Here is a 25,364-nt window from a genome sequence, read left to right as displayed (position 1 = left end):
AAATGAAAGTTATATTTTTAGCAGATGTAAAAGGTAAGGGGAAAAAGGGAGAAATCAAGGAAGTCCCTTCTGGCTACGCACAAAACTTTCTCATCAAAAAGAATCTAGCCAAGGAAGCAACCAATGCTGCCATCAGTGAATTAAAGGGACAAAAGAAGGCCCAAGATAAGCAAGAGGCAGAGATTTTAGCTGAAGCTAAAAAATTAAAGGAGCTTCTTGAAGAAGAAGGAACCATGGTTGAATTGACTGAAAAAGTTGGTAAGGATGGTAGATTATTTGGAGCAATCAACTCTAAAAAAATTGCCAGTGCCTTGAATGATCAGTACAAGGTCAAATTAGACAAGCATAAGATTCAGCTTGAAAACCCAATTAAAACTTTAGGAGTAACCAAGGTACCTGTAAAACTTCATAGAGAGGTTACTGCTACTATTAGAGTGCACGTTGGAGAAGCATAATGCCTGATCAGGATATTATGAAGGTTCCTCCTCAAGACTTAGAAGCTGAGCAAGCCGTTTTAGGTGCCATCTTTTTGGATGCCGATCGATTGATTGAAGTCCGTGAATACTTGGATTTGGCAGACTTTTATAAGGTGGCTCATAGAACAATTTTTCGAAATATGATCAAGCTTTCTGACGACAAGGAACCAATTGATGTCCTAACAGTCAGAAATGCCTTAGAAAAAGAAGGTGAGCTTGAAAATATTGGTGGGGTTTCTTATATTGCAGAACTTGCCAGTGCCGTGCCAACCAGTGCTAACGCAGCCTACTATGCCAAAATTGTTGCCGAAAAATCCCTTCTAAGAAATTTAATCAGTAATCTTACCCGAAGTGTTGAAAAAGCTTATGCCCAGGAGGATGACCCCTATGAGATTTTAAATGAGGCTGAAAGCAAGCTTATGGATGTGGCCGAGAATAAGAATCGGTCTGGTTTTAAGAAAATATCTGACCTTGTCAATGATAGCTTTGAAGAAATTGACAGGCTTAGCCAACAAGACAACCGGATTACAGGACTTGCCACAGGTTACCCGGCCCTTGATGATTTAACAACAGGCCTTCATGAGGAAGAGTTAATCATCCTTGCTGCCCGGCCTGCTGTCGGTAAAACGGCCTTTGCCCTTAATATTGCCCAAAATATAGGAACCAAACTTGATAAGTCAGTTGCCATCTTCTCCTTAGAGATGGGGGCTGAAAGTTTAGTCAAAAGGATGCTTGCTGCAGAAGGTAGGATTGAATCCTATAATCTTCGGACAGGTAATCTATCCCGGGATGACTGGAATAGCCTGACCATCGCAGCAGGTACCCTTTCAAACTCAGGGATTTACATTGACGATACCCCAGGAATTAAGATTACAGAGATTAGGGCTCGTGCCCGCAAACTTGCCCAGGAAACAGGTAATCTTGGTCTTATTTTAATCGACTACCTCCAGCTTATTTCAGGGACAGGGCGTGAGAATCGCCAGCAGGAGGTCTCAGAAATTTCAAGGCAGCTTAAAATTTTAGCCAAGGAACTAAAAGTTCCTGTGATTGCCCTAAGTCAGCTGTCTCGTGGAGTTGAGCAAAGGCAGGACAAGCGGCCCGTCCTTTCAGATATTAGGGAGTCTGGGTCAATTGAGCAGGATGCTGATATTGTAGCCTTCTTATACCGGGAAGATTACTATGCTAGAGAGGGCGATGAGGAGGAGTTTGAAGAGGATAATACCGTTGAGGTTATTATTGAAAAAAACCGAAGCGGAGCTCGCGGAACAGTAAAACTTGCCTTTATCAAGGAATATAATAAATTTGTCAATCTTTCGAATATGGAAGAATTTTAATTACTCGAAGTACTAGAGTCACTAGAAAGTAGGATAATATGTCACAAGCATTCGAAGATGTTGAAAAAATGAAAAAAATTAAGGAAGACGTAAAAAATCACGAAGGGCAAGTAGTTGGTATTACAAGCCAGTACGGACGTAAGCGTGAAAATCGCCGCGAAGGAACCCTTTCTGAGGTTTACGATTCACTTTTTATTGTTGTCTATGATCAAGATTCTCGTCCCAAAGAAAGAGCAAGCTACAGCTATTCTGATATTTTAACTGAGAATATTCTTATCCACTACGCTGATCAGGAAGAAGCTTTTGAAGTGGTTGAAATTGATGTTGACACAGAAGAATAATCTTGATAAACTAGTAAAGTTGAGATAGTGCAGCAGAATAATTAAGGCCCCCGTCAACAATGCATCTGGTTAGCTAAAGTAGCCAAAGCTGTAAAGGTGAAGATGTAGTGCACGGACCTGGAATTATTCAAAACATTATTTCTTCAAAAATAAATTTTTGGAGGATGACAAATATGTCACGTTATACAGGACCATCATGGAAACTTTCACGCCGTTTAGGTGTATCACTTTCAGGAACCGGTAAAGAAATCGCTCGTCGTAACTACGTACCAGGACAACACGGACCAAACAACCGTAGCAAACTATCAGAATACGGTCTACAACTTGCTGAGAAACAAAAACTTCGTTTCTCTTACGGAGTAACTGAACGTCAATTCCGTAACCTATTCGTACAAGCAAGCAAAATCAAAGAAGGAACTCTTGGTTTCAACTTCATGGTTCTTCTTGAACAACGTCTTGACAACGTAGTTTACCGTCTAGGTCTTGCTACTACTCGTCGTCAAGCACGTCAATTCGTTAACCACGGTCACATCCTTGTAAACGGAAGCCGCGTTGATATCCCATCATACCGCGTACAAGTTGGTGATGTAATCAGCGTTCGTGAAAAATCTCAAAAAGTTCCAGCTATCCTTGAAGCTGTTGAAGCTACTCTTGGACGTCCAGCATTCGTATCATTCGATGCTGACAAACTTACTGGTACTCTTGAGCGTCTTCCAGAACGTGATGAGATCAACCCAGAAATCAACGAAGCTCTTGTCGTAGAATTCTACAACAAACAACTTTAAGATTTACCTGGTCAAAAGAAGCAGATTATTCTGCTTCTTTTTTTATTTTAATCCATATAAAAAAGCATGCCTGGGCATGCTTATTATTAATCAACTGAAAGTGCTTCAATTGTGTTCATCTTACTTGCACGACTTGATGGTGCAATACTTGATAGAAGGGCAATGATGATTCCAACTAAGATGGCAAAAGTCACATCACTACTTGTAACCTGAACCAGATTGAAGTTGGCCAAACCATAGAGAGCCTTATTAAGTCCAAATTCTCCTAGTAGGGCTCCTGCAATAGCTATGATTGCTGCAAGAAGACCTAGCATAAGGCTTTCTCCAGTAAAGAGACGGCGAATATCTTTTTTGCGGGCCCCCATAGCACGAAGGATACCAATTTCTTTAGTTCTTTCAGTAACGGACATGTAAGTTGTCACGACAATCATAAAGATTGACACGATGAGGGAGATTCCAGCAATAGCTGCAAGAACATACTTAATGATATCTAGGTAACCATTAATTGTTTTAAGGATGTCTCCTGTTCCTAGAGTAACGAAGGCCTTTTGACCGTCAATTTTAATATTTTGAATGTCTGAGAGAACCTGGTCGACATTTTTAGAATCATCAATATCAATTGATACGATACTTGACTTAGTTTGAGCTCCAGCAGCTGCCAGGTCATTTTTAAGTTCCTTGAAGCTAAAGACTGCCATGTTTGAGCTTGCTAGAGAATCAATGATACCAGACACAGTGTACTCTTTTTCGATGGTAGCAGGTTTTGTCCCGTCACTTGACAGGGTCGCATAGCTGACCTTAACCTTTTTACCGACAATTGACTGGTAATCCTCAGGATCAAATTTCATGGCCGTTTGCTTGCTGATAAGAACCTCGTTATCCCCTGGGATATGGCCTTCCTTGACTGAAGCTTCCTGTTGGTTACTGCCCCAACTAGCTACAGTTTGAAAGTTTTCAGCCTGATCATTAAGGGTAATTTTACCAGGAATGACTAAAGGAATGTTATAGGTTTCCTCAACCCCTGAAACGTGGCTTACAGCCTTTAATTTTGCGATTAAACTATCATCAAATAAAAGCTTAGAGTCCCCACTCAAAACAGCTTGACTTGACTCCTGTAGGGCTAGCTCATTAGGGATTTTATCATCCTTTGAAATCCTTCTCATAATGGTTGGATGGTTGGGGTTAAGTTGTTCTGATACCTGCTTTTCAGCAAACTTACTAATCCCGTTTCCAAGCCCCAAGAAGAGCATAACTGCAAAAAGCCCAATTCCTGTACCAATTGCAATCAAAAGATTTTGCTTCCAGTTGTATTTAAAATGCTTCCAAGACATTCCAAGAGAGCTTCTAAGGCTTAGGGCCTTGGCCTTGAAGTTCTTAGGTTTTTCGACAACCTGATAAGGGTCTCTTAGCTTTTCATCAGCCACAATCTGCCCATCAGCTAATCTGATGATTCTTGTACCGTAATCAGCAACCTCTTGTGAATGGGTAACAACGACAACGGTGGTTCCACTTTCAGCAATTTCCCTTAGAATGCGAAGGACATCCCTGGTATTTTGACTGTCAAGGGCTCCAGTAGGTTCATCAGCTATAATAATTTCAGGGCTATTGGCAAGGGCACGAGCAATGGCCACCCTCTGCTTTTGTCCACCTGATAGCTGATTAGGCTTCTTCTTGCGGTGGTCAAAGAGACCTACTTGTTTGAGTAACTCCTCAGCCTTTTTGACCTGCTCCTGGTGTGAAAGACTGGTCATCTTAAGACTTAGGAGAACATTATCTAAAACGCTTAGATAATTAACTAGGTTAAAACTTTGGAAAATAAAGCCGATGGTACTCCTGCGGTATTCATCCATGGCCTTTTCGGTTTTTGACCTTTGGTTAACATTATTAACAATTACCTCACCGGAAAATTTATTATCAAGACCTCCAATGATGTTCATAAGAGTCGATTTACCGCCTCCTGATTCACCGAGAATACTTGCAAATTCTCCTCTTTCAAAGGAGAGATTTATTCCCTTCAATACGGGAAATTCTTCCTTTCCCAGGTAATAAGATTTTTTAATATCTTTAAGTTCTAATAAGGGCATAACTTTCCTCCACTAATAAATGTATAGGCTCTATTATAGTTCTTTTTTTGAAAAAAGACTAAAATTTTAATTAGATGATGGGTGAGTAGACTGGTAAAATGCTTCTTTTTTATCGTATAAGGAGGTAGATGGAAGGGTCTAATTACTGCTTTTATCCAAGTGGTCTAACATGAATTATAGACCCAAAAATGGTATAATAAACCTACCTTGTAACAATTAAGATTGGAGAAAAAATTGGCTAAAGTTAAGAAAAAAACAGAAGAAGTTACAAAGAAATTTGGTGACGAAAGAGAACGTGCCCTCAATGATGCCCTTAAAGTAATCGAAAAAGATTATGGTAAGGGAGCACTTATGCGTCTGGGTGACAAGGCTGAGCAAAAGGTTCAGGTCATGAGTTCTGGAAGTCTAGCCCTTGACATCGCCCTTGGTGCTGGTGGTTATCCAAAGGGACGGATTATTGAAATCTACGGGCCAGAATCATCTGGTAAAACAACTGTGGCCCTACACGCCGTAGCCCAGGCTCAAAAAGAAGGTGGAATCGCAGCCTTCATCGATGCTGAGCATGCCCTTGACCCAGCCTATGCCCAGGCCTTGGGTGTAAATATTGATGAACTCCTTTTATCACAACCAGATAGCGGAGAGCAGGGGCTTGAAATTGCTGGCCGCCTAATCGACAGTGGAGCGATTGACCTTGTTGTTATTGACTCGGTTGCAGCCCTTGTGCCTCGTGCTGAAATTGACGGTGACATTGGTGACTCACACGTTGGTCTTCAAGCCCGAATGATGAGTCAGGCCATGCGTAAACTTTCAGCAAGTATCAACAAGACTAAGACAATTGCAATCTTCATCAACCAACTTCGTGAAAAAGTAGGTGTAATGTTTGGTAACCCAGAAACTACTCCTGGTGGACGTGCCCTTAAATTCTATTCATCAATCCGTCTTGATGTCCGTGGAAACACGCAAATCAAGGGTACAGGTGACGAGAAGGATCAAAACGTTGGTAAGGAAACTAAGATTAAGGTTGTTAAAAATAAGGTTGCCCCACCATTTAAGGTAGCTGAAGTAGAAATCATGTATGGTGAAGGGATTTCACAAACAGGTGAGCTTCTTAAGATTGCTTCTGACCTTGATATTGTTAAAAAATCAGGTGCCTGGTATTCATATAAGGATGAACGAATTGGTCAAGGTTCTGAAAAGGCCAAGGCTTATTTGAAGGAACATCCAGAAGTTTTTGATGAAATCGACAGGGAAGTCCGCGTTAAGTTTGGCCTATTAGAGGACAGCACTGATAAAGATGACAAAGAAAAAGTTAAGACAGCCAAGGCCACTAAAAATGAAGATTTAGGTCTTGAACTTGAAGATATTGAAATAGAAGATTAAGAATAGTTAAATATATTTTTTACAAATTAAATCTCTGAAAAGGCTTGCAATATTAATAACGTATGATATAATAATCACATGATAGTGGTTCCCTTTACAAAGGAGTGTGATTTATGCTTACCGTTTATACTGCCCCGTCTTGCACAAGTTGTAAAAAAGCCAAAGCTTGGTTTGCTAAACATCAAATTAATTTCGTTGAAAGAAATATCATCAGCAATCCTCTGACTAAAGAAGAAGTTCAAACGATTCTTGAAATGACAGAAGATGGTATTGATGGTGTTATCTCTACACGTAATAGGTATGTTAAGCAGCTGAATATTGACTTTGAGGAACTAACCTTTAGTCAAGTTGTTAAAATTATTACTGAGAATCCACAAATTTTACGTCGTCCAATTATTATGGACTCTAAAAAGTTGAACATTGGATACAATGAGGAAGAAATAAGAACTTTCCTTCCTCGCTCGGTAAGAATTATTGAAAATAGAGATGCGCGTTTGAGAAGTGTTATTTAGGATTTATTTTTTCAAGGCCTGCGGCCTAGATGTCTGATTGTGACCGTGTCTTATTGTGTTATAATGAATGAAAGTACTTAGTGCTTTCATTTTTCTTTGCACTAATTTATTACCTAGGAGAATAATATGATTTTTGATACCCATACCCACTTAAATGTGAAAGACTTTCTTGGTAAAACTGATGAAGAACTTGCTCTTGCCTACGAATTTGATGTTAGGGAAATGGCAGTTGTGGGCTTTGATAGGCCAACGATTGAGGAAAGTCTTGCACTTTCGAAAAAATATGACAATATCTACAGCATCATTGGCTGGCACCCGACTGAGGCAAGTGACTATGATGAGGAGGTTGAGAACTACCTCCTTGAGAAGATAAAAAACGACCGCGTTATCGGCTGGGGGGAAATTGGCCTTGACTACCACTGGATGACTTCACCCAAGGAGGTTCAAGAAGAGGTCTTTAGACGGCAGATTGCCCTCTCAAAAGAGGCTCACCTGCCCTTTATCGTCCACACTCGGGATGCTATGAGTGATACCTACGAGATTATAAAAAGTGAGGGTGTTGGACCACGTGGCGGCATCATGCACAGCTTTTCAGGTAGCCTTGAAGAGGCACAAAAGTTTATCAATCTTGGCATGTATATCTCAATTTCAGGGGTTGTAACCTTCAAGAAGGCTCTTGACCTCCAGGAGGCAGCCGCAAAACTTCCTCTGGACCGCATCCTCGTTGAGACAGATGCTCCCTACCTAGCACCAGTTCCCTACCGGGGTAAAACCAACCACACAGCCTACACCCACTTTGTTGTCCAAAAGATTGCGGAACTCCGCGGCCTAAGCTATGAGGAGATGGCAGCTGCTACGACAGAAAACGCCCACCGCGTCTTTAATCTTAAGGACTAGGAGGAGACCATGTTAGACAGGGAAAAAATCCGAATTTCAGAAGTCGTAGTCGTTGAGGGTAAGGATGATACGAGACGCCTCAAGGAATTTTTTGAGGTTGAAACCTATGAGACAAGGGGATCAGCTATAACGGATGAGGATCTTGAAAAAATTGAGATGCTTGATGACCTTCGTGGCGTTATCGTCTTTACAGATCCTGACTTTTCTGGGGAAAAAATCCGCAAGAAAATTGTTCAAGCCCTCCCAGGTGTCAAACAAGCCTTCTTAAATCCCCAGGAGGCAAGACCAAGCTCAAAAAGCAAGGGAAAAAGTCTTGGGGTAGAGCATGCCTCCTATGAGGACTTGAAAACAGCTCTTGCCAGTGCCCATGATGCACGTGTTGACTTCCCAGTAGTTGATCAGGCAGTCCTTATTGAACTTGGTCTTATTATGTCAAGTGAGGGCAGGGCCAGACGGGAATTTCTGGGAGAAGAACTAAGAATTGGCTATACCAATGCCAAACAACTGCCAAAAAGACTTTCTCTTTTTGGCATCGACGAAGAACAAGTAAGAAAGGCAATGAACAAATACAATAATGAGTAATATCGCAGACTATCAAAATACAAGAGCAATTCTTGAACGCCACGGTTTTTCTTTTAAAAAAAGTCTTGGGCAAAACTTTTTAACCGACCCAAACATCCTTGCAAAGATCACGGAAACAGCTGACCTTTCCCGCCAGGTGAATGTTATCGAAATCGGTCCCGGAATCGGAGCCCTAACTGAGTTTCTTGCCCGTGAGGCAGCTGAGGTTATGGCCTTTGAGATTGACGACCGCCTGATTCCAATCCTTGGGGAAACGCTGGCTCCTTATGATAATGTTCAAATCATCAATGAGGATGTTCTAAAGACAGACCTCCAAAGTCAGATTAAGAAATTCAAGAATCCTGACCTTCCAATTAAGGTTGTCGCAAACCTTCCCTACTACATCACAACACCAATCCTTATGCACCTGATTGAAAGTCGCATTCCCTTTGCGGAATTTGTCGTGATGATGCAAAAAGAGGTGGCTGACAGGATCAGTGCCAAACCTAATACTAAGGCTTACGGTAGCCTAAGTATCGCTGTCCAGTACTACATGGAGGCTTCTGTTGCCTTTATCGTACCGCGTACAGTCTTTATCCCAGCACCAAATGTTGACAGTGCAATCCTTAAGATGGTAAGACGTCCTGAGCCCCTTGTTAAGGTGGATGATGAGACTTTCTTCTTTAGGGTGACAAAACTTGCCTTCACCCACCGTAGGAAGACCCTTTGGAATAATTTACTTGCTTCTTTTGGGAAAAATGATGAAATCAAGGAAAAGCTGACTTTAGCCCTTGAAGACGCTGACATCAAGCCAACAATCCGTGGTGAAGCCCTAAGTATTGAGGATTTCGCAAGACTTGCCAACTCGCTTTATAAATATTGGAAATAATAAATGGCTTCGGCCATTTTATTTTGCCTGGAAAATTCATTATATAATTTTAATTAAAGTCATATTTAATGTATACTAGAGCTAATATAATCCGCTAAACTAAAGGGTTGTTTCCCCAAGAGCTTTAGGCGATTTTGCTGAAGGGGGAGCTAGAATTGTGTATAATAAGGCTATGGTAAAAAAAGGAAGAATTATAAAATCTCTCGCTGGTTTTTACTACATCGAAGATGGGGACCAGGGAAAAATTGAAAGAACGCGTGCGCGTGGTAATTTTAGGAAAAAAATGGTTAAGCCAGTTGTTGGTGACTTTGCGGAATATACTGCAGGTGAGGGTGAGGATAATGAGGGCTACCTCTTAAAGATTGATGAGCGTAAAAATTCACTTGTCCGCCCGCCCATTGCAAATATCGACCAGGCTGTTGTTGTTATGAGTGCTGTTGAGCCGGAGTTTTCACTAAACCTCCTCGACCGTTTCTTGGTCCTTCTTGAACACAAGGGGATTAAGCCACTCATTTATATTAGTAAACTCGATTTGTTAGATGATTTAAGTTACTTTGAAAGGGTTCAGGCTGATTATAAGAAGATTGGCTATAATATCTACTTTGATCCACAGGAGCTTTTAGTTAACTTCAAGGACAAGGTAACAGTCTTTATGGGCCAAACAGGGGCTGGTAAGTCGACCCTTCTTAATAAGATTGCTCCAGACCTTGCAATTGCGACCCAGGAGATATCTGACAAGCTAGGTCGTGGTCGCCACACAACTCGCCATGTTGAACTGTTTAAGGTGGCAGGGGGATGGATTGCTGATACCCCAGGATTTAGCTCGCTTGACTATGAGGTTAAAGATGCCCCGGGTCTTAATGAGGCCTTCATTGATATCAGGTATTTTAGCCATGATTGTAAGTTTCGTGAGTGCACTCATACCCATGAGCCAAGTTGTGCGGTTAAAGAGGCTGTGGCCCAGGGTGAGATTCTTCAGACTAGGTATGATGATTACCTGCAACTTTTGTCTGAAATCCAAAAGCAAAGACAGGTTTATGCAAAAAATAGAAGTAAGAAAGGTTAGATTATGAAAATAGCACCATCAATATTAAGTGCAGATTTTGGTAACTTTGAACGTGATGTAAAAATTCTTGAAGAGGCAGGGGCTGACTATATCCATATTGATGTCATGGATGGTCACTTTGTTGATAACTTGACCTTTGGTGCAGGTGTTGTCAAGGCTCTTAGAAAATCAACAAGACTTGTATTTGACTGCCATCTGATGGTTGAAAATCCTGACAGCTATGTTGAAGAATTTGCTGAAGCTGGAGCTGACATTTTGTCTGTCCATGTAGAAGCTACTAATCATATTCATGGAACCCTTCAAAAGATTAAAAAGGCAGGTCTTAAGGCAGGTATTGTTATTAATCCAGGTACACCAGTTGAGCTGATTAATCCAGTTCTTTCGATGGTTGATCAAGTCCTTGTCATGACTGTAAATCCAGGTTTTGGTGGTCAAAAATTCATTCCGGAGTGTCTAACTAAAGTGGCTCTTCTTAAAAAATTAAGGGATGAAGATGGGTATTCCTATGATATCCAGGTTGATGGGGGAGTTGATGATAAGACCATAAAACTTTGCCAAAATGCGGGAGCCAATGTCTTTGTAGCAGGTTCTTATGTCTTTAACGGGGAACCCAGTCAAAGGATTGGAAGTCTTAGGGCAGCCCTTCAAAAAGAGTTGTAGGACAAGGGATTAGATTAGAGGGTTATTATGAAATTTTTGCACATAGCTGACCTCCATTTGGACCGTGAATTTGAGGGTTTAAGTCAGGATATCGATTATCGTCCTTATGAAATTTTGGGGACTATTATTGATTTTGCCCTCGATGAGGATGTCGATTTTATTATTCTTGCTGGAGATAATTTTCATCAGTCTAAGCCAAGTATCAAAATGCAAAACTACTTTATGACCCAGCTTGAGCGTCTTAAGGAGCAAGGGATTAAAGTCTTTTTGATTTTTGGTAACCACGACTACTACAGGGAGGGTGTTTACTGGTTTGACTTTCCTGATAATGTTGAAGTTTTCTACAAGGAAGAGGTTGAAAGCAAGTATTTTGAAAATGCTCAGGGAGAAAGAGCTACCATATCAGCCTTCTCTTATGAGCACCCTCATATTAGGGAAAATAAAATTAAGGACTATCCCTTTAGGGACTCTGCTAGTGACTACCACATAGGTCTTTTTCACGGGGAAATTGGAGGCTTTGACTATGCACCGACCAGTCTTTCTGATCTAAAGGCTAAGGATTATGACTACTGGGCCCTTGGACACATTCATCTAAAAAGCATGTTGGCAGATAATATTGTCTACCCAGGGACTCCCCTTGGCCGTAATAGTAAGGAGATTACCAGCCAATTTGCTCTTGTTAACCTAAGTAAGACCGTCTCTGACCTTGAATTTATTGACTTGGCTCAGATTCACTGGATAAAAAAAGAGCTTGATCTTACTGGGGTTAGAGATTTGGCAGAGCTCAGCCGCATATTGAGTGACAACCTTTCCAATCAGGGGAATATCTATAGTCTTTACTTGAAGAATTACGATTTGGTGGCTGATAGCCTAAGGCTGGCCCTTGAAAATGGTGAGCTAATTGATAGCTTGCGTGCCCAGGGTTTTCTCCTTCGAAAGCTTGTCCTCCTGCCCCTTGATGGGCCTCAAAACTTGAGTAAGACGGCTCTTCCTGTTAGTCATTTGGAGCTTCCTAGCTTAGAAGAGCTGGCTAAGGCTCTTCCTCAAAATAGCGAAATAAAAAATATTTTAACAAGCGATTTATTTGCTGACCTTGAGAAAGATTTAGAGGCTTATATTGACAGCGAATTTTCATTGGCAAGGGAGGATGATTTTGAAGCTTAAAAAAGTTGAGATTGATGGATTTGGAAAGTTAGTAAACCGTTCTTATGAGCTGGAAGATTTGACCGTTTTTATGGGTGCAAATGAGGCTGGTAAGTCAACTCTCTTGTCCTTTATTAAATATATGATATTTGGTTTTGAGAAAAAAACCACTAAAAATCGGGATTTTAGTCCAAGAGATAGCAGGGTTTATGGCGGACGGCTCTACCTTGAGATTGATGGACAAGATCTTATGATTGAAAGAATCAGTCTGAGTAAGAGTGGGACTCCAAATTTTACATGTTCCTATCTTTCTGATGCAAGAAAGCTATCAGAAGATGAGTGGCTTGAGCTACTTAGTCCTATGACGCCCAAGCTTTTTGATCAAATTTACTCGATCAGCCAGGATAATCTTCAAATAAACCGAGAGAGGGATTACAATGAGGCAAGTTTGGAAGAAAAATGGCGAATGGCTATAACGACTGGAACAGTCGAGCTTTACAAGCAGGAAGAGGAGCTTATTAAAGAAAAAAATTCCCTCTATACTAGTCCTAAGGCCCTTAGTAAGCCCCTCAATCAAACCCTTCATGCTCTTGAACAAATCAAGAGTGAAATTTTTGACAAGGAGGCTGAAGAGGCAGCTCTAGCTCCTTTGATTAAGGAAGGTAAAAAGCGGGAGGATGAGATAAGAGAAAGCCGCTTAAAACTTGTAGCCCTTGAGGAAGAACGACGAATCTTGGAGGCCAAGCTTGCTTTTGAAAATGACTATCTGGAGTTTTCAAGGCTCGAAGCAAGTCTTAGGGAGCAGGAAAAAACTCAGGGGACAAGAGACTATGAAAGCCTCCTTGCTAGCTATCATGACTTTGAAATCCTCCAAACAAGGATTGGCCGCTTGGAAGATAAAATCGAGTCAAACAAGTCCCAGCTTGAAAAGTTTGATAATCCCTTGGATAACTTTTTACTGGAGGGTCAAACCAGGGATGCCATAAAGCAGATTGAATTTTTATATCCCAAGCTTGTTGGGAGGAAGGAAAAGGAGGTCAAGGTTATCCAGAGAAACAATAGTTTTCTTCTACTCTTGATGCTTGTAACCCTTGTGACCTTAGGTTTTCTCATCCTTGTCCCAGCTGGGCTAAAGATTTTTCTTTCAATTTTGCTGATTTTTGAAATTATTTCAGGTGTCGCCTACCTGCTTGTTACCTCAAAACGCAGGGGAGAACTTGCCCTTGAAGCTAAAAATAGCCAGATAGCTAGGGATTATTTTGCCCTAACAGATATCTTTAAGGGTTGGTATCAGCTACCTGAGAGCATTGAAGGAAGATATGCCCTAGTTCTAAAAATAAAGGAGCGGATACTAGAGCTTGATTTTAACTATAAGAATTTAGACAGTCAAAAGGATGAGTATCTACTTGAAAACCTTTATACCAAGTCGGATTTATTTCTACAAGAAAACCCCCAGGTTGATCAGATTCAAGAGGAAATCAAGAATCATGAGAACTTTATCCAGCAGAAAAAATATCTGGGCCAGCTGAGAAAAAGGTTGGAACAGGTCCTTGATCTGGATGTAGAGAAAAAGCCAGATTTTGATGAAATTGATGGACGGTTAGCTGCAATTAATCAAAAGATTGATGAATTTGGCGATAAATTAGGTCGACAGATTGATCAAAATAGCTTGATTTTGGCTAAGATAGACCAAAGGAAGTCTGATGAAAGCCTAGAAAATCTATACCAGAAGCTTGAGTTAAAAAGGGGTGAACTTTCAGATATGATTTCCCTCTACCTGCTTAAGGCAGGTCAAATTGAAAGTTTGAAGGCTGCGACAAAGAGCCTATCGACCCATAGTTTGCCTGAGATTTTAAGGAGGGCAGGCCATTACATGTCCATTTTGACAGACGGCAGTTGGCAGGAACTTGGAATTTCAAATGGTCTTTTAGAAATCAGCGGGCCAGGGCCTTTGAGTATGAGATTACTTGACCTTTCAACAGGAACAAGAGACCAGCTTCAATTGGCCGTAAGGCTTGCCTTTATTGAGGCAAAGAATCTTAATTTTCCAGTCTTTTTTGATGACAGCTTCCTAAGATATGACCAAAAACGCAAGGAAAATTTCATAAAATTACTGGAGGAATTTTCAAGTAAAGTGCAAACATTTGTTTTTACAAGTGATGAAAAATTTAGGAATCAAGGAGATTTAATAGAATTATGACTTTTTTAAAAGACTTATCGGTAGGAGACCACTTTGAGGGTTTCTATCTGATTAAGGCAGCCGAGGTTCGAAAGACTCGTGCTGGGAAAAATTACATGGCCATGACCTTTCAAGACAGGACGGGAACGATTTCTGGAAACTTGTGGGATGCTCAACCCCATAATGTGGAAGAGTTTACTCCTGGGCGTGTTGTTTACATGAGGGCGACCAAGGAGCTTTATAATGGCATGCCCCAGGTTAATCAGATTTTCCTTCGCCTGCCAGAAAATACAGAACCAAATAATCCAGCTGACTTCAAGGAAAAGCCACCAGTTTCAGCTGAGGAGCTTAGGGCATATGTGCAAAAGATTATCTTTAAAATTGAAAATGGGACCTGGAATAGGATTGTCCGTCATATCTTTAGTAAATACGATGAGGAATTCTTCAAATATCCAGCCGCCAAGGTCAATCATCATGCCTTTGAAACAGGGCTAGCCTTTCACACGGTGACCATGGTTCAGCTGGCTGAAAAAATAACAGAGATTTACCCTCAACTTAATGAAAGTCTCATGTATGCAGGAATTCTCCTTCATGACATGGCAAAAACGATTGAGTTAAGTGGTGTGACCAATACAAGCTATACTTTGGCTGGAAATTTAATCGGTCATATTGTCTTAATCGATGAGGAGGTCTCAAAGGCCGTAAATGAACTTAAGATTGACGAGATGGATGAGGATGTAATCTTACTTCGCCATGTTCTTTTAAGCCACCACGGACTTCTTGAATATGGTAGCCCCGTTCGTCCTCATATCATGGAAGCTGAAATTATTCATATGATTGATAATTTGGATGCTAGCATGATGATGATGACTACAGCCTTAAATCAAGTTGAACCAGGGGAGATGACCCCAAGAATTTTTGCCCTTGACAACCGTAACCTCTATAAGCCACACTTTGATGGAAAAAAACTTAAATAAAAAACCTGTAAGATATATTCTTACAGGTTTTTCTTTTTAATCGTGTTTGATATGCCAAATTTGATCTGCATAAAGCCTGATTGTATCATCAGAGCTGAAACGGTCTGACTTGGCAATATTATGGAGGGCTTTTTTAGTCCACAAGTATTTGTCCCGGTAAATCTGATCGATATACTCTTGAGCCTTGACATAGCTTTCAAAGTCACCAAGAAGGAAGTATTCATCATTGTTAAGGATGAGGGCATCATAAATTTCCTGTCCCTCACGCTCAGCATTAGGAATTGATCCATTGATAAAGCTATCAACCACCCTACGGATTACGGGATTGTTTTCATAGATAGCCCTTGAATTGTAATCATGATTTTCATAATGCTTGTAAACCTCTTCTGTATTCATTCCAAAGATTACAATATTATCATCACCAACAGCATCCTTAATCTCAATATTTGCTCCGTCAAGAGTAGCAAGGGTTATAGCCCCATTCATCATGAATTTCATGTTTGAAGTACCACTAGCTTCCTTACCAGCTGTCGAAATTTGCTCAGATACATCAGCTGCAGGAATAATTAGCTCAGCCAGGGTTACATTGTAGTTTTCAAGGAAGACAACCTTAAGTTTATCCTTGATATCAGAGTCATTATTGACGAGGTTTGCAACCTCATTGATAAGCTTGATTACGGCCTTGGCAAATTTATAGCCAGGAGCTGCCTTGGCACCAAAGATGAAGACACGAGGCGTCATATCAAGGTCTGGATTGTCCTTTAAATCCCAATATAATTTGATGATATGAAGGAGATTTAGAAGCTGGCGTTTATAGGCATGGAGTCGCTTAACCTGCACATCAAAGATGGCGTCAGGGCTAACCTTAATTCCTAAAGTACTTTCAATGTAGTCAGCCAGGCGTTTTTTATTTTCCTTTTTCACATTGTAAAAATCTTCAAGGACTTGGTTTTGGTCAACCAAAGCTTCTAATTTTTGAATTTGGTGGATATCCTTTCGCCATTCGCTTCCAATCAGCTGGTCAATTTTTTCAGACATGAGCGGATTTGCGATTTGTGACCACCTACGAACAACAATTCCGTTGGTCTTGTTGTTGAATTTTTCAGGGTAGACCTGGTAAAAATCTTTCAAGACGTCATCAATCAGAAGGTCAGTGTGAAGTTTTGCGACCCCATTGATGGAATGACCACCAATGATGGCAAGATTGGCCATGTGGATTTGATCATTTTTAATGATTCGGGTGTTTTCAATGACCTGGCAGTCAAATTTCTTATGAACCTCTGCAATATAGCGGTTATCAATCTCACTTACAATCTGGTAGATACGAGGAAGAATTCCTAAAAAGAGATTGGTTTCCCATTTTTCCAAGGCTTCAGCCAGGATTGTATGGTTGGTATAACTCATGGTATTTACAGTAGCATGCCAAGCTTCGTCCCAATTTAACTTGTAATCATCCATTAAAATACGCATAAATTCAGGTACAGCAAGGGCTGGATGAGTATCGTTAATGTGGACAGCAACTTTTTCATGGATATCCTTTAAGGGAAGTCCCATCTTAAGGTAATTTTGAACGATTGTTTGAAGACCAGCTGATACCATGAAGTATTCCTGAATCAGACGAAGGGATTTACCCTCATAAGAGGTATCATCTGGATAAAGAATATTGGTAATGTCCTCAACCTGCCTCCTACTCTCAATTGTTGGATAGCGGAGCTCGTCTTCTTCTGGGATTTCAACATCCCAAAGTCTTAGGTTGTTCACATTCCCATTTTGGAAGCCAATCTGTGGAATATCATAAGGTACAGCCCTTAAGGTACGATGATTCTTGTAAAGGACGTCATAAGATCCATTATCGTTTGGATACAAGAAGGCGTCCCCGTAGATGCGGACATTGACAGCTGAATGGGGTTTTTTAATCTCCCAAACATTTCCATCCTTACCCAGCCAAGCATCAGGTAACTCAACCTGGTAACCATCAACAATTTTTTGCTTAAAGAGACCATACTTGTAGCGGATACCATTCCCGAATCCTGGGGCTGAAATAGTGGCCAGGGAATCCATAAAGGCAGCAGCCAAACGACCCAGCCCTCCATTTCCAAGGGCCATATCGTTTTCAGAAGCAACAAGGGCATCAAAATCAATATCAAGCTCCGCCAAGGCATCCTCAACCAAAGTTAAGAGACCCATATTTAGGAGATTGGTTTCAAGCATTCTTCCAGGTAAAAATTCGATGGAGAAGTAGTAGGCTGTCTTTTCTTGATTTTCTGCTAAATCGTGACGCCTTTTAATCCATTCATTACTGGCATAATTTTTTAGCAGGTGGGCAAGGGCTACGAAGTATTCATCAGTCGTAGCATCCTTTATTTTAATCATGAAATCCTCATGTAGTTGATTTTTAAAATCGCGAATAAATTGTTCTTTTGTAAGTTCCATAGATGTCCTCTTTTTGATTAGGCTTAGTAAGTACTAAGAATGTTAAGAATTAATTTATTTGCTTTCCCTGTAAAGCTCTAGGTAGGCAAGACTTGCTGTATCCCAAGAAAAATCTTTTTCCATGGCATTTTTTTGAAGCATTCTCCAGGTTGGCTGGTCATTAATGAAGATGTCGTAGGCATTTTTTAGCACCTCCATCATCCAGTAGCTATTAAAATTATTAAAGGCAAAACCATCACCTGTCTGGGTATACTTGTTGTAAGGGATAACTGTATCCTTTAGTCCTCCAATTTCGTGGACGAGGGGAAGGTTACCATAACGCATGGCCATCATTTGAGAGAGACCACAAGGCTCAAAAGCACTTGGCATTAAGAATAGGTCACAGCCAGCATAAATCCTTTGGGCAAGTTTTAGGTTGAAGCTGATATTGGCTGAAATTTTTTCAGGAAATACACCAGCAAACCAAGAAAAGTCGTATTCAAAACGTTCATCCCCTGTTCCAAGAACAATGATTTGAACCTTGTCCCAGGAAAGGATTTCATTTAATTTTTCAACAACCAGCTGGAAGCCCTTCTGATAGGTCAAGCGACTTACAATTCCAATCAGGAGGACATCATCTCTTTGAGGAAGCCCCACTTGTTTTTGGAGCTCCCTCTTGTTGATTTTCTTACCCTTCATGTGCTTGAGGGAGTAATTTTTAACCAGATTTTTATCAGTAGCGGGGTTGTAAATCTCAGTGTCAATTCCGTTAACTATTCCTGAAAGTTTCCCCTGAACAAGCCTTAGAACAGGATCAAGTCCCTTACCAAATTCCTTGGTTTGAATCTCTTTGGCATAGCTTGGAGAGACCGTTGTAACCTTGTCTGAATAGATAATTCCAGCCTTAAGCCAGTTGAGGCAGCCATCTTGTTCAAGACTTCCATCCTGATACTTATTAAGTCCCATGGAGAATAAATCCCCAAGCATTTCTGGGCCATACTGCCCTTGAAACTCAATATTGTGAATGGTAAGGATTGTCTTCATTTGTGGATAGCCTTCAATCCAGGCATATTTTTCCCTTAGTAAGTAGGGAATCATGGCTGTGTGGTAGTCATTGACATGCAAAATATCAGGGACAAAGCCAATCTCTGGAAGAACCTGTAAGACAGCCTGTTGGAAGAAGGCAAAACGTTCACCATCATCATAGTAGCCATATACATCATCTCGGTTGAAGTAGTATTCATTGTCGATGAAGTAGTAGTGAACATTTCCAAAGAGTAGGTGTTTAACCCCAGCATACATCTTACGCCAGCCGACATCGACATGAGTGAAGAAGAGGTCTTCTGCTTCACTGCGGTACTTTTCTGGAATATTCTTGTAGTAGGGGATGATTACCCTAGCATCAATGTCATCATTTTTATTGAGACTTTTTGGTAGGGCTCCAAGAACGTCCCCAAGTCCCCCTGTTTTGATAAAGGGAGCCGCTTCAGCTCCAACTAATAATATTTTCATAGAATGATGTCCTCTGTGATTTTACGAGATTTACCAATAACAACTGGTGAATCAGGTCGACCCTTGATTTTAACATTGTCAGAAATAACAACACCCTTATCGACAATTGCGTACTCAAGGCTAGCATTCTCTCCAACCCTAACTCTTGGGAAGAGGATAGAGTCCTTGATTACCGCATTCTTATTAACCCTACAGTTTCTTGAAACAATAGAATGTTCAATTCGACCATCAATAATTGACCCTGAGGCAAAGTGTGAATTTTCTACATGCGAATCATTTGAGTAGTAAGTTGCTTCCTCGTTTTTAACCTTGGTGATAACCCTTTGACTGCTGTAAAAGAGGGAATTGAATTTTTGGGGATTAAGCATGTCCATGTTTGATTGATAGTAAGAGTTGATATCATGGATATTTGATAAGTAGCCAGTATATTCATAGGCCAAGGCATCAACATTAGCCACAAGACTGCTAAGTAGGTAGCGAAGTTTACGGGGTCTGTCCTTGGTCTGTTCAGCCTCCATTTGTTCAATCAGCCAGTCAGTGTTGATAACATAAATACCAGTCGACATGGTCTCTTCTTCGGCTGCAGAATCATCTGTAAAGTCCTTGGTTCCAACAACAGTATCTGTTTCATCAATTTCTAAGACCTGGTTTTCAAGTGACATCATGTCCCTTGAAAGTTTTTTATAAACAACAGTCATAGTTCTTTGAGAAACGCTGTGGACGTGGATAACCTGGCTTAGGTTGATATTACAAAGAATGTCACAGGTTGAAAAGATTGTATAGTCGCTACCTGTTCTTTTTAGGTAGGTCAGAAGCTTCTCATAGTAGGTATGGTCAGCATAGTGATCATTAAAATCCTGATTGTAAAAGCCGATAAACAGGTGGCTAAGTAGGCCACTTAGGCCCCATTCCCGCCCATTTCTGATGTGATCAAGGACACTATTGACCTTGTTATCATGAAAAATTGCATAAACATTGTGGATGTCAGCATTAATCAGATTTGACAGCTGAAAGTCAATTAGACGATATTTCCCGTCAAAGGGGAGGGTAGCAATGGGACGGCTAGCAGTTAACTCTCCCATTTCATGGCAGCCGACAGCATTTCCTAAGATCGCACAGTATTTATCAATTTTCATCACTTGGTACCCCCACAACTTCTTCATATCCTACAACTTGAACTTCACCTTCGCCGATTATCTCACTTCCCTCACCAATGATGGCATGAGACCCGATAATGGCATTTTTAATTACAGCATTCTCCCCAATAATAGCTCCTGGCATGATAAAGGAATCCTCAATCACAGCACCTTCCTTGACCTGGACATTGGTTGAAAGAATGGAATGTTTAACACTACCTGAAACAACGCACCCATCGACAACCAAGGAATCTTTGATATCAGCCTTGTCAGTAATGAAGTTTGGTGGAGCAATCTCATTGCGAGAGTAAATCTTCCACTGGCGGTTTCTTGAATCTAGTTCATTATCTGGTGAGATATACTCCATATTTGCCTCGTGGAGGGAATCAATTGTACCTACATCCTTCCAGTAGCCATCAAATTCATAAGCATAGACACCTTCACCTGCATCGAGAAAGGCTGGAATAACATTCTTTCCAAAGTCATTCATATCAACCCCATTTTTAGCTCCATTAACCAAGGTTTCCCTAAGTTCCTTCCAATTGAAGATGTAAACTCCCATTGAAGCGTTAGTTGATTTTGGATTTTCTGGTTTTTCCTCAAATTCAACAATCCGGTTAGAAGAGTCGGTATTCATAATCCCAAAACGACTTGCTTCCTTTAGGGGAACATCAATTACTGCCACTGTAAGGCTTGCTAGTTTATCACGGTGGGCCCTTAGCATGTCATCATAGTCCATCTTATAGATATGGTCTCCTGAAAGGATGAGGACATGCTCTGGGTTGATATGGTCAATGTAGTCGATATTTTGGTAAATGGCGTGGCTTGTACCTTCAAACCATTTGTTCCCCTCAGCAGCACTGTAGGGTTGTAAGATTGATACTCCAGAATCAACTCCATCAAGTCCCCAAGATGAACCATTACCGATATGCTCATTTAAGGCCAGTGGTTGGTATTGGGTGATAACACCAACATTTTTAATGCCAGAGTTGGCACAGTTTGAAAGGGCGAAATCAATGATTCGATATCGTCCTCCAAAGGGCACAGCAGGTTTTGCTATTGATTGAGTAAACTTTCCAAGTCGGGTTCCTTGTCCCCCGGCTAAAATTAATGCAAGCATTCCATTAGACATGTGAGCTACCTTATTTTCTTCTTATCGCTTATAAGAAGACCTTTCTTTTTAATTCATAAAACTACTTTAAATTTTTTAACTTCCTTAACTTATAAAACTATTTTTTTAACTTCCAAATTGAGACCCCAAACGCTGGTAGGGTAAATGATAGGGTATCCTGATAGGCCTTCCACTCTTCCTTTTTACTTTTTTTTGTCGGATTGCGTCTTTCCCATTTGCCACCAAATTTTTCAAGCTCGCTATTAAAGACTTCCTTGTAGGTACCCCCAACAGGGAGACCAATGGTAAAGTCATGCCTTTCGACAGGGGTCATATTAAAGATGCAGACTAGGAAGTCTGTGTCACTTTTCCTAACAAAGCTTAAAACGCTTTCATCAACATTATCAGCATCGATAATCTCAATTCCTGCATAGTCGTGGTCAATGTCCCACAGGGCTTTATTTTTTTTGTAAAAGCTATTAAGTTCCTTGGTATAGGTCTGCATCTTTTTATTGAGTGGATCATCAAGGTCGACCCATTCGAGGGCATGATCAAATTTCCACTCTAAAAATTGTCCCCATTCACTGCCCATAAATAAGAGTTTCTTACCTGGATGGCACATTTGATAGGCATAAAGATTTCTTAGGCCAGAAAATTGTTGCTCCCGGTTACCCCACATCTTATGCATGAGACTTTTCTTACCGTGAACGACCTCATCATGAGATAGGGCCAAAATATACCTTTCACTCATCATGTACATGAAGCTAAATGTTAAAAGGGTAAAGTTATTCTTTCTGTGGATGGGATCAAGCTGGTAGAATTTTAAAATATCATTCATCCAGCCCATATTCCATCGGTAATCAAAGCCGAGACTGCCTTCTTCAAGACTTCCTGTAACCTTAATTTGACTTGATGAGTCTTCAGCAATCATTAAAGCACTTGGATGTTTCTTTTTAATGACGGCATTTAGCTTCCTAAGGAAGTGATAGCCTTCTAGGTTAACATTTGTTCCTTCGTGATTTGGCTGCCATGGGCCCTCATCATAGTCCAGGTAAACGATATTACTTACCGCATCAACTCTGATTCCATCAAAGTGGTAGTAGTTAAGCCAAAAGAGGGCAGACGAGATTAAAAATGACTGAACCTGGGGTTTCCCAAGGTCAAAGTTTAAAGCCCCCCAGCGGTAGTTGTTGGCCCTGTTTGGGTCCTGGTATTCATAGGTTGGGGTTCCGTCATAGTAGGCCAGGCTATCATCATTGATACAAAAGTGGCCAGGAACCCAGTCAACAATGGCACCAATTCCATTAAGGTGGCAACTTTCAATGAAATCTTTCAGTTCTTCGGGTTGGCCGAAGGTCTTTTCCAGGGCAAAATAGCCCACTGATTGGTAGCCCCAAGACATGCCTAGAGGATGAGCCATAAGGGGCATGAATTCTACATGGGTATAATTCATCTCCTTAAGGTAGGGGATGAGCGTTTTTTTGAGGTCCTTGAAGGTCAAAGGACTCCCGTTAGCATGGGTTTTGAAGCTTCCAGCATGGATTTCGTAAATGTTTACAGCTTCCTTGGAATAGTCTTTTTTATTGCGGGCTCTAATCCACTTATTATCCTTCCATTCCCTTTTAGGAAAGTCTCTGACAACTGAAGCTGTTCCTGGTCTTTCCTCAAGTTCCAGGGCATAAGGGTCAATTTTCATGATTTCCTCACCGTTTGCACGGGTTACAAGGAATTTATAGAGGTCTCCATCTGTGGGCAAATCAGTCATTATTTCCCAAACCTCGTCGTTAATTTTTTTCATGGCCAGGCGATTATCAACCCAATTGGTAAAATCGCCAACCAAGTCCACTTTTTGGGCATTTGGTGCCCAGAGTCTAAAGACAAAACCATGTTTACGGCGATGGTGGCCAAAGTAGTCCTGTGCCTTAAAATTTTCTCCAGTGGTAAAAGTTTTGTATGCCTTAGTCAGTGTCCTATCTCCTTATCTTCTAAAATTATGAAAGCGTTATCTTCGCTAACAATTATATAGTTTTTAATTAATAATATCAACATTAATTGTAATTATAATTAATTGTATTAACTAAGTTTATCTTCATGTAAATGCAGGACATCATGGGCTAAAACAGTGCTTTCGTGGATTAAATCTAAGAAGGCACTAGGAATATTTTGCGAAGAATTCACATGCTCCCTTGTGATAAAGTCATCTTGACCACTAGGGTTGAAGATAAAGATACTAGCACTTGAAGCTTCAAATCGGATTATTCCAAGACTCTTATCTGTGTAGAAAGCTAGTAAATCACCACTGGTGAGTAGCTTATTTTCCTTGCGGTAGCTAATCCATTTTTTAAAGAAACTAGTAAGCTCTTGATTGATGTTATCCCAAGGGAAGAAGGCTCTATTATCAGGATCAGCTTGACCATTCAAACCAGCCTCGTCCCCGTAGTAGAAACAAGGAACCCCAGGAAGGGAGATGAGCATTTGGACTGCAAGCTCAAGACTCTTAGTATTTTCAGCCAGCTCAGTTAAAATTCTTGGGGTATCATGAGTACCTAGATTATTGAAGCTATTGTAAAAAATTTCCTTGGGGTAATTTTCCCTAAGTCCCATGATTAAGCTATAGGCATCCTTGGCTGAAATTTTTTGATTTAAAAAGTCAATAATCATCTTTCTTAGGGGGTAGTTCATTACCGCCTCAAGGGATTTTCCAAGGATATATTTTCTTTTAACCCCGTAGGATACCTTGCGGCTTGCATCCTCCCAAACCTCACCAATTAAAACCTTATCACTATAGTCATCGAGGGACTTTCTAATGCCCTCAATAAAGAAATCAGGAAGTTCATCAGCCACATCAAGCCGCCAGCCGTCAACGCCAAGGTCTGTCCATTTTTTAATGACTGAATTTTTATTTTTATAAATGTAGTCTTGGAAACTTTCCTGATTCTTATCAATCTCTGGCAGGTCTTTAATGCCCCACCAAGACTTGTAGTCATCTGGATAATTTTCAAATTTGAACCAATCCATATAAGGACTTTGAGGATTTTGATAGGCCCCTAAATCCTGCCCGAAGCGACCATCATAGTTAAAATAAATTGAATTTTTACCGACATGAGAGAAGACTCCGTCAAGAACGAGATGCATTCCTGCCTGGTGAAGCTCCTTGAGAAGGCTTAAAAAGTTGTCTTCACTCCCTAAAAGGGGATCTATCTTCATATAGTCAGCTGTATCATAACGGTGGACACTTGAAGCCATAAAAATAGGATTTAGATAAAGGGCTGTGACTCCTAAATCTTTCAGGTAGGGAATCTTCTCCTTAATACCTGCTAGGTTACCTCCGTAGTAGGTCCAGCGAGCAATATCGCCGTTACTTTCTTTGGCATAGTAAGGGCGATCTGAACTCTTGCCGTAAAAGAGGATATTGTCGTAAGGGTTTTCAATTTTCTCTACAGTAGATTTGGCAAAAGAGTCTGGGAAAATCTGATAGAAAATGGCTTCTTGATACCAGTCTGGTGCCTTATCGTCACTTAAAAAAATAGTGAGGGTAAAGGGTGTGACATCTTCTTTTTTCTCATAGCTTTGTCCTTGGCCTAAATGGGGATTTGATGCCCCGTAGAAAAAAAGATAAGTTTTGTCGTTATCGTAATCATACTCTTCTATCTGAAAAAAGTAGGAGTAGCTACCGATTTGATCAAAGCTTGTTAAGTCAATTTGATAAAAATCACTATCTTTTAGCTTATCCATGGAAAATGCCTGCTCACGCCCATCTTCCCCCTGTAAAATAAGCGTGACATCAAGCTTATTAAGGCTTTCAGCCCTTATTTTAAGGTGAATGTCGCTATCTTTTTTACAGGCTCCAAAGGGATATTTGTAAGCCTCATCCCAGGGATTGAAAAAAACATCAGCCATTTTGTGCTC

General features: G+C 40.6%; 21 protein-coding genes. 14 read left to right on the top strand and 7 right to left on the bottom strand.

All coding sequences use genetic code 11. The annotated features are described in order from the left end of the window. The first annotated feature begins 2 nt into the window (after window positions 1-2). From rplI to rpsD, 4 genes are all read left to right on the top strand, one after another. Window positions 3-455 carry a 50S ribosomal protein L9 gene (rplI, locus tag OZX68_06435; GenBank protein ID WEV60551.1) on the top strand — a complete coding sequence of 151 codons (453 nt, stop codon included), beginning with the start codon at window positions 3-5 and terminating at the stop codon, window positions 453-455. Next, window positions 455-1,810 carry a replicative DNA helicase gene (gene dnaB / locus OZX68_06430; GenBank protein ID WEV60550.1) on the top strand — a complete coding sequence of 452 codons (1,356 nt, stop codon included), beginning with the start codon at window positions 455-457 and terminating at the stop codon, window positions 1,808-1,810. The genes rplI and dnaB overlap by 1 nt, the downstream gene beginning before the upstream one ends. Before the next feature lie 38 nt (window positions 1,811-1,848). Further along, window positions 1,849-2,151 (top strand): hypothetical protein, encoded by a 303-nt coding sequence (locus tag OZX68_06425; GenBank protein WEV60549.1) that lies wholly within the window; start codon window positions 1,849-1,851, stop codon window positions 2,149-2,151. A 173-nt stretch (window positions 2,152-2,324) separates the two neighbouring features. After that, on the top strand, window positions 2,325-2,936 hold the full coding sequence (rpsD, locus tag OZX68_06420) for a 30S ribosomal protein S4 (protein WEV60548.1): 612 nt from the start codon (window positions 2,325-2,327) through the stop codon (window positions 2,934-2,936). A gap of 86 nt (window positions 2,937-3,022) precedes the next feature. Here rpsD and OZX68_06415 read toward each other — a convergent pair whose 3' ends face one another. Beyond that, window positions 3,023-5,020: an ATP-binding cassette domain-containing protein gene (locus OZX68_06415; GenBank protein ID WEV60547.1), complete on the bottom strand. Its 1,998-nt coding sequence runs from the start codon at window positions 5,018-5,020 to the stop codon at window positions 3,023-3,025. A gap of 234 nt (window positions 5,021-5,254) precedes the next feature. Between OZX68_06415 and recA the strand changes: the two genes are divergently transcribed. From recA to OZX68_06365, 10 genes are all read left to right on the top strand, one after another. Next, window positions 5,255-6,400 carry a recombinase RecA gene (gene recA, locus OZX68_06410; protein ID WEV60546.1) on the top strand — a complete coding sequence of 382 codons (1,146 nt, stop codon included), beginning with the start codon at window positions 5,255-5,257 and terminating at the stop codon, window positions 6,398-6,400. Between the two features lie 113 nt (window positions 6,401-6,513). Beyond that, complete coding sequence (spx, locus tag OZX68_06405; protein WEV60545.1) at window positions 6,514-6,912, top strand: transcriptional regulator Spx; 399 nt, start codon at window positions 6,514-6,516, stop codon at window positions 6,910-6,912. 126 nt (window positions 6,913-7,038) lie between these two features. After that, window positions 7,039-7,809 (top strand): TatD family hydrolase, encoded by a 771-nt coding sequence (locus OZX68_06400; protein WEV60544.1) that lies wholly within the window; start codon window positions 7,039-7,041, stop codon window positions 7,807-7,809. A 9-nt stretch (window positions 7,810-7,818) separates the two neighbouring features. Further along, window positions 7,819-8,391: a ribonuclease M5 gene (rnmV, locus tag OZX68_06395; GenBank protein WEV60543.1), complete on the top strand. Its 573-nt coding sequence runs from the start codon at window positions 7,819-7,821 to the stop codon at window positions 8,389-8,391. Continuing rightward, window positions 8,384-9,259, top strand: a complete 876-nt coding sequence (gene rsmA / locus OZX68_06390) for a 16S rRNA (adenine(1518)-N(6)/adenine(1519)-N(6))-dimethyltransferase RsmA (protein ID WEV60542.1) — start codon at window positions 8,384-8,386, stop codon at window positions 9,257-9,259. Before rnmV ends, rsmA begins: the two co-directional genes overlap by 8 nt. 172 nt (window positions 9,260-9,431) lie before the next feature. Continuing rightward, on the top strand, window positions 9,432-10,325 hold the full coding sequence (rsgA, locus tag OZX68_06385) for a ribosome small subunit-dependent GTPase A (GenBank protein WEV61393.1): 894 nt from the start codon (window positions 9,432-9,434) through the stop codon (window positions 10,323-10,325). A 3-nt stretch (window positions 10,326-10,328) separates the two neighbouring features. Continuing rightward, a complete protein-coding gene (gene rpe / locus OZX68_06380; protein WEV60541.1) occupies window positions 10,329-10,985 on the top strand; it encodes a ribulose-phosphate 3-epimerase in 657 nt (218 codons plus the stop codon). 27 nt (window positions 10,986-11,012) lie between these two features. Beyond that, on the top strand, window positions 11,013-12,149 hold the full coding sequence (locus tag OZX68_06375; protein WEV60540.1) for a DNA repair exonuclease: 1,137 nt from the start codon (window positions 11,013-11,015) through the stop codon (window positions 12,147-12,149). Beyond that, the gene (locus OZX68_06370; protein WEV60539.1) at window positions 12,139-14,328 is read left to right on the top strand and encodes an AAA family ATPase; all 2,190 of its coding nucleotides are present in this window, start codon (window positions 12,139-12,141) and stop codon (window positions 14,326-14,328) included. The genes OZX68_06375 and OZX68_06370 overlap by 11 nt, the downstream gene beginning before the upstream one ends. Then, window positions 14,325-15,284 (top strand): 3'-5' exoribonuclease YhaM family protein, encoded by a 960-nt coding sequence (locus OZX68_06365; GenBank protein ID WEV60538.1) that lies wholly within the window; start codon window positions 14,325-14,327, stop codon window positions 15,282-15,284. Before OZX68_06370 ends, OZX68_06365 begins: the two co-directional genes overlap by 4 nt. 36 nt (window positions 15,285-15,320) lie before the next feature. On the opposite strand, the gene OZX68_06360 is transcribed toward OZX68_06365, so the two are convergent. From OZX68_06360 to OZX68_06335, 6 genes are all read right to left on the bottom strand, one after another. Beyond that, window positions 15,321-17,717 (bottom strand): glycogen/starch/alpha-glucan phosphorylase, encoded by a 2,397-nt coding sequence (locus OZX68_06360; protein WEV60537.1) that lies wholly within the window; start codon window positions 17,715-17,717, stop codon window positions 15,321-15,323. Window positions 17,718-17,771: 54 nt separating this feature from the next. Continuing rightward, window positions 17,772-19,208 (bottom strand): glycogen synthase GlgA, encoded by a 1,437-nt coding sequence (gene glgA / locus OZX68_06355; GenBank protein WEV60536.1) that lies wholly within the window; start codon window positions 19,206-19,208, stop codon window positions 17,772-17,774. Further along, a complete protein-coding gene (gene glgD, locus OZX68_06350) occupies window positions 19,205-20,344 on the bottom strand; it encodes a glucose-1-phosphate adenylyltransferase subunit GlgD (protein ID WEV60535.1) in 1,140 nt (379 codons plus the stop codon). The genes glgA and glgD overlap by 4 nt, the downstream gene beginning before the upstream one ends. Continuing rightward, entirely contained in the window at window positions 20,334-21,476 is a 1,143-nt protein-coding gene (locus OZX68_06345; protein ID WEV60534.1) for a glucose-1-phosphate adenylyltransferase, read from the bottom strand. Before OZX68_06345 ends, glgD begins: the two co-directional genes overlap by 11 nt. A 97-nt stretch (window positions 21,477-21,573) precedes the next feature. After that, entirely contained in the window at window positions 21,574-23,421 is a 1,848-nt protein-coding gene (gene glgB / locus OZX68_06340) for a 1,4-alpha-glucan branching protein GlgB (protein ID WEV61392.1), read from the bottom strand. 107 nt (window positions 23,422-23,528) lie between these two features. Continuing rightward, entirely contained in the window at window positions 23,529-25,355 is a 1,827-nt protein-coding gene (locus OZX68_06335) for a glycoside hydrolase family 13 protein (GenBank protein WEV60533.1), read from the bottom strand. Between the last annotated feature and the right edge of the window lie 9 nt (window positions 25,356-25,364).

The sequence above is a fragment of the Streptococcaceae bacterium ESL0729 genome, from assembly GCA_029391995.1.
Taxonomy (GTDB): Bacteria; Bacillota; Bacilli; order Lactobacillales; family Streptococcaceae; genus Floricoccus.
The sequence above is the reverse complement of the archived record's forward strand: the minus strand, read 5'-3'. Positions and strand labels throughout refer to the sequence as shown.

Excerpts from the sequence above, each read along its gene's own strand:
- rplI (WEV60551.1), top strand. The coding sequence starts at position 3 with ATGAAAGTTATATTTTTAGCAGATGTAAAAGGTAAGGGGAAAAAGGGA.
- dnaB (WEV60550.1), top strand. The coding sequence starts at position 455 with ATGCCTGATCAGGATATTATGAAGGTTCCTCCTCAAGACTTAGAAGCT.
- OZX68_06425 (WEV60549.1), top strand. The coding sequence starts at position 1,849 with ATGTCACAAGCATTCGAAGATGTTGAAAAAATGAAAAAAATTAAGGAA.
- rpsD (WEV60548.1), top strand. The coding sequence starts at position 2,325 with ATGTCACGTTATACAGGACCATCATGGAAACTTTCACGCCGTTTAGGT.
- OZX68_06415 (WEV60547.1), bottom strand. The coding sequence starts at position 5,020 with ATGCCCTTATTAGAACTTAAAGATATTAAAAAATCTTATTACCTGGGA.
- spx (WEV60545.1), top strand. The coding sequence starts at position 6,514 with ATGCTTACCGTTTATACTGCCCCGTCTTGCACAAGTTGTAAAAAAGCC.
- OZX68_06400 (WEV60544.1), top strand. The coding sequence starts at position 7,039 with ATGATTTTTGATACCCATACCCACTTAAATGTGAAAGACTTTCTTGGT.
- rnmV (WEV60543.1), top strand. The coding sequence starts at position 7,819 with ATGTTAGACAGGGAAAAAATCCGAATTTCAGAAGTCGTAGTCGTTGAG.
- rsmA (WEV60542.1), top strand. The coding sequence starts at position 8,384 with ATGAGTAATATCGCAGACTATCAAAATACAAGAGCAATTCTTGAACGC.
- rsgA (WEV61393.1), top strand. The coding sequence starts at position 9,432 with ATGGTAAAAAAAGGAAGAATTATAAAATCTCTCGCTGGTTTTTACTAC.
- rpe (WEV60541.1), top strand. The coding sequence starts at position 10,329 with ATGAAAATAGCACCATCAATATTAAGTGCAGATTTTGGTAACTTTGAA.
- OZX68_06375 (WEV60540.1), top strand. The coding sequence starts at position 11,013 with ATGAAATTTTTGCACATAGCTGACCTCCATTTGGACCGTGAATTTGAG.
- OZX68_06365 (WEV60538.1), top strand. The coding sequence starts at position 14,325 with ATGACTTTTTTAAAAGACTTATCGGTAGGAGACCACTTTGAGGGTTTC.
- OZX68_06360 (WEV60537.1), bottom strand. The coding sequence starts at position 17,717 with ATGGAACTTACAAAAGAACAATTTATTCGCGATTTTAAAAATCAACTA.
- glgA (WEV60536.1), bottom strand. The coding sequence starts at position 19,208 with ATGAAAATATTATTAGTTGGAGCTGAAGCGGCTCCCTTTATCAAAACA.
- glgD (WEV60535.1), bottom strand. The coding sequence starts at position 20,344 with ATGAAAATTGATAAATACTGTGCGATCTTAGGAAATGCTGTCGGCTGC.
- OZX68_06345 (WEV60534.1), bottom strand. The coding sequence starts at position 21,476 with ATGTCTAATGGAATGCTTGCATTAATTTTAGCCGGGGGACAAGGAACC.
- OZX68_06335 (WEV60533.1), bottom strand. The coding sequence starts at position 25,355 with ATGGCTGATGTTTTTTTCAATCCCTGGGATGAGGCTTACAAATATCCC.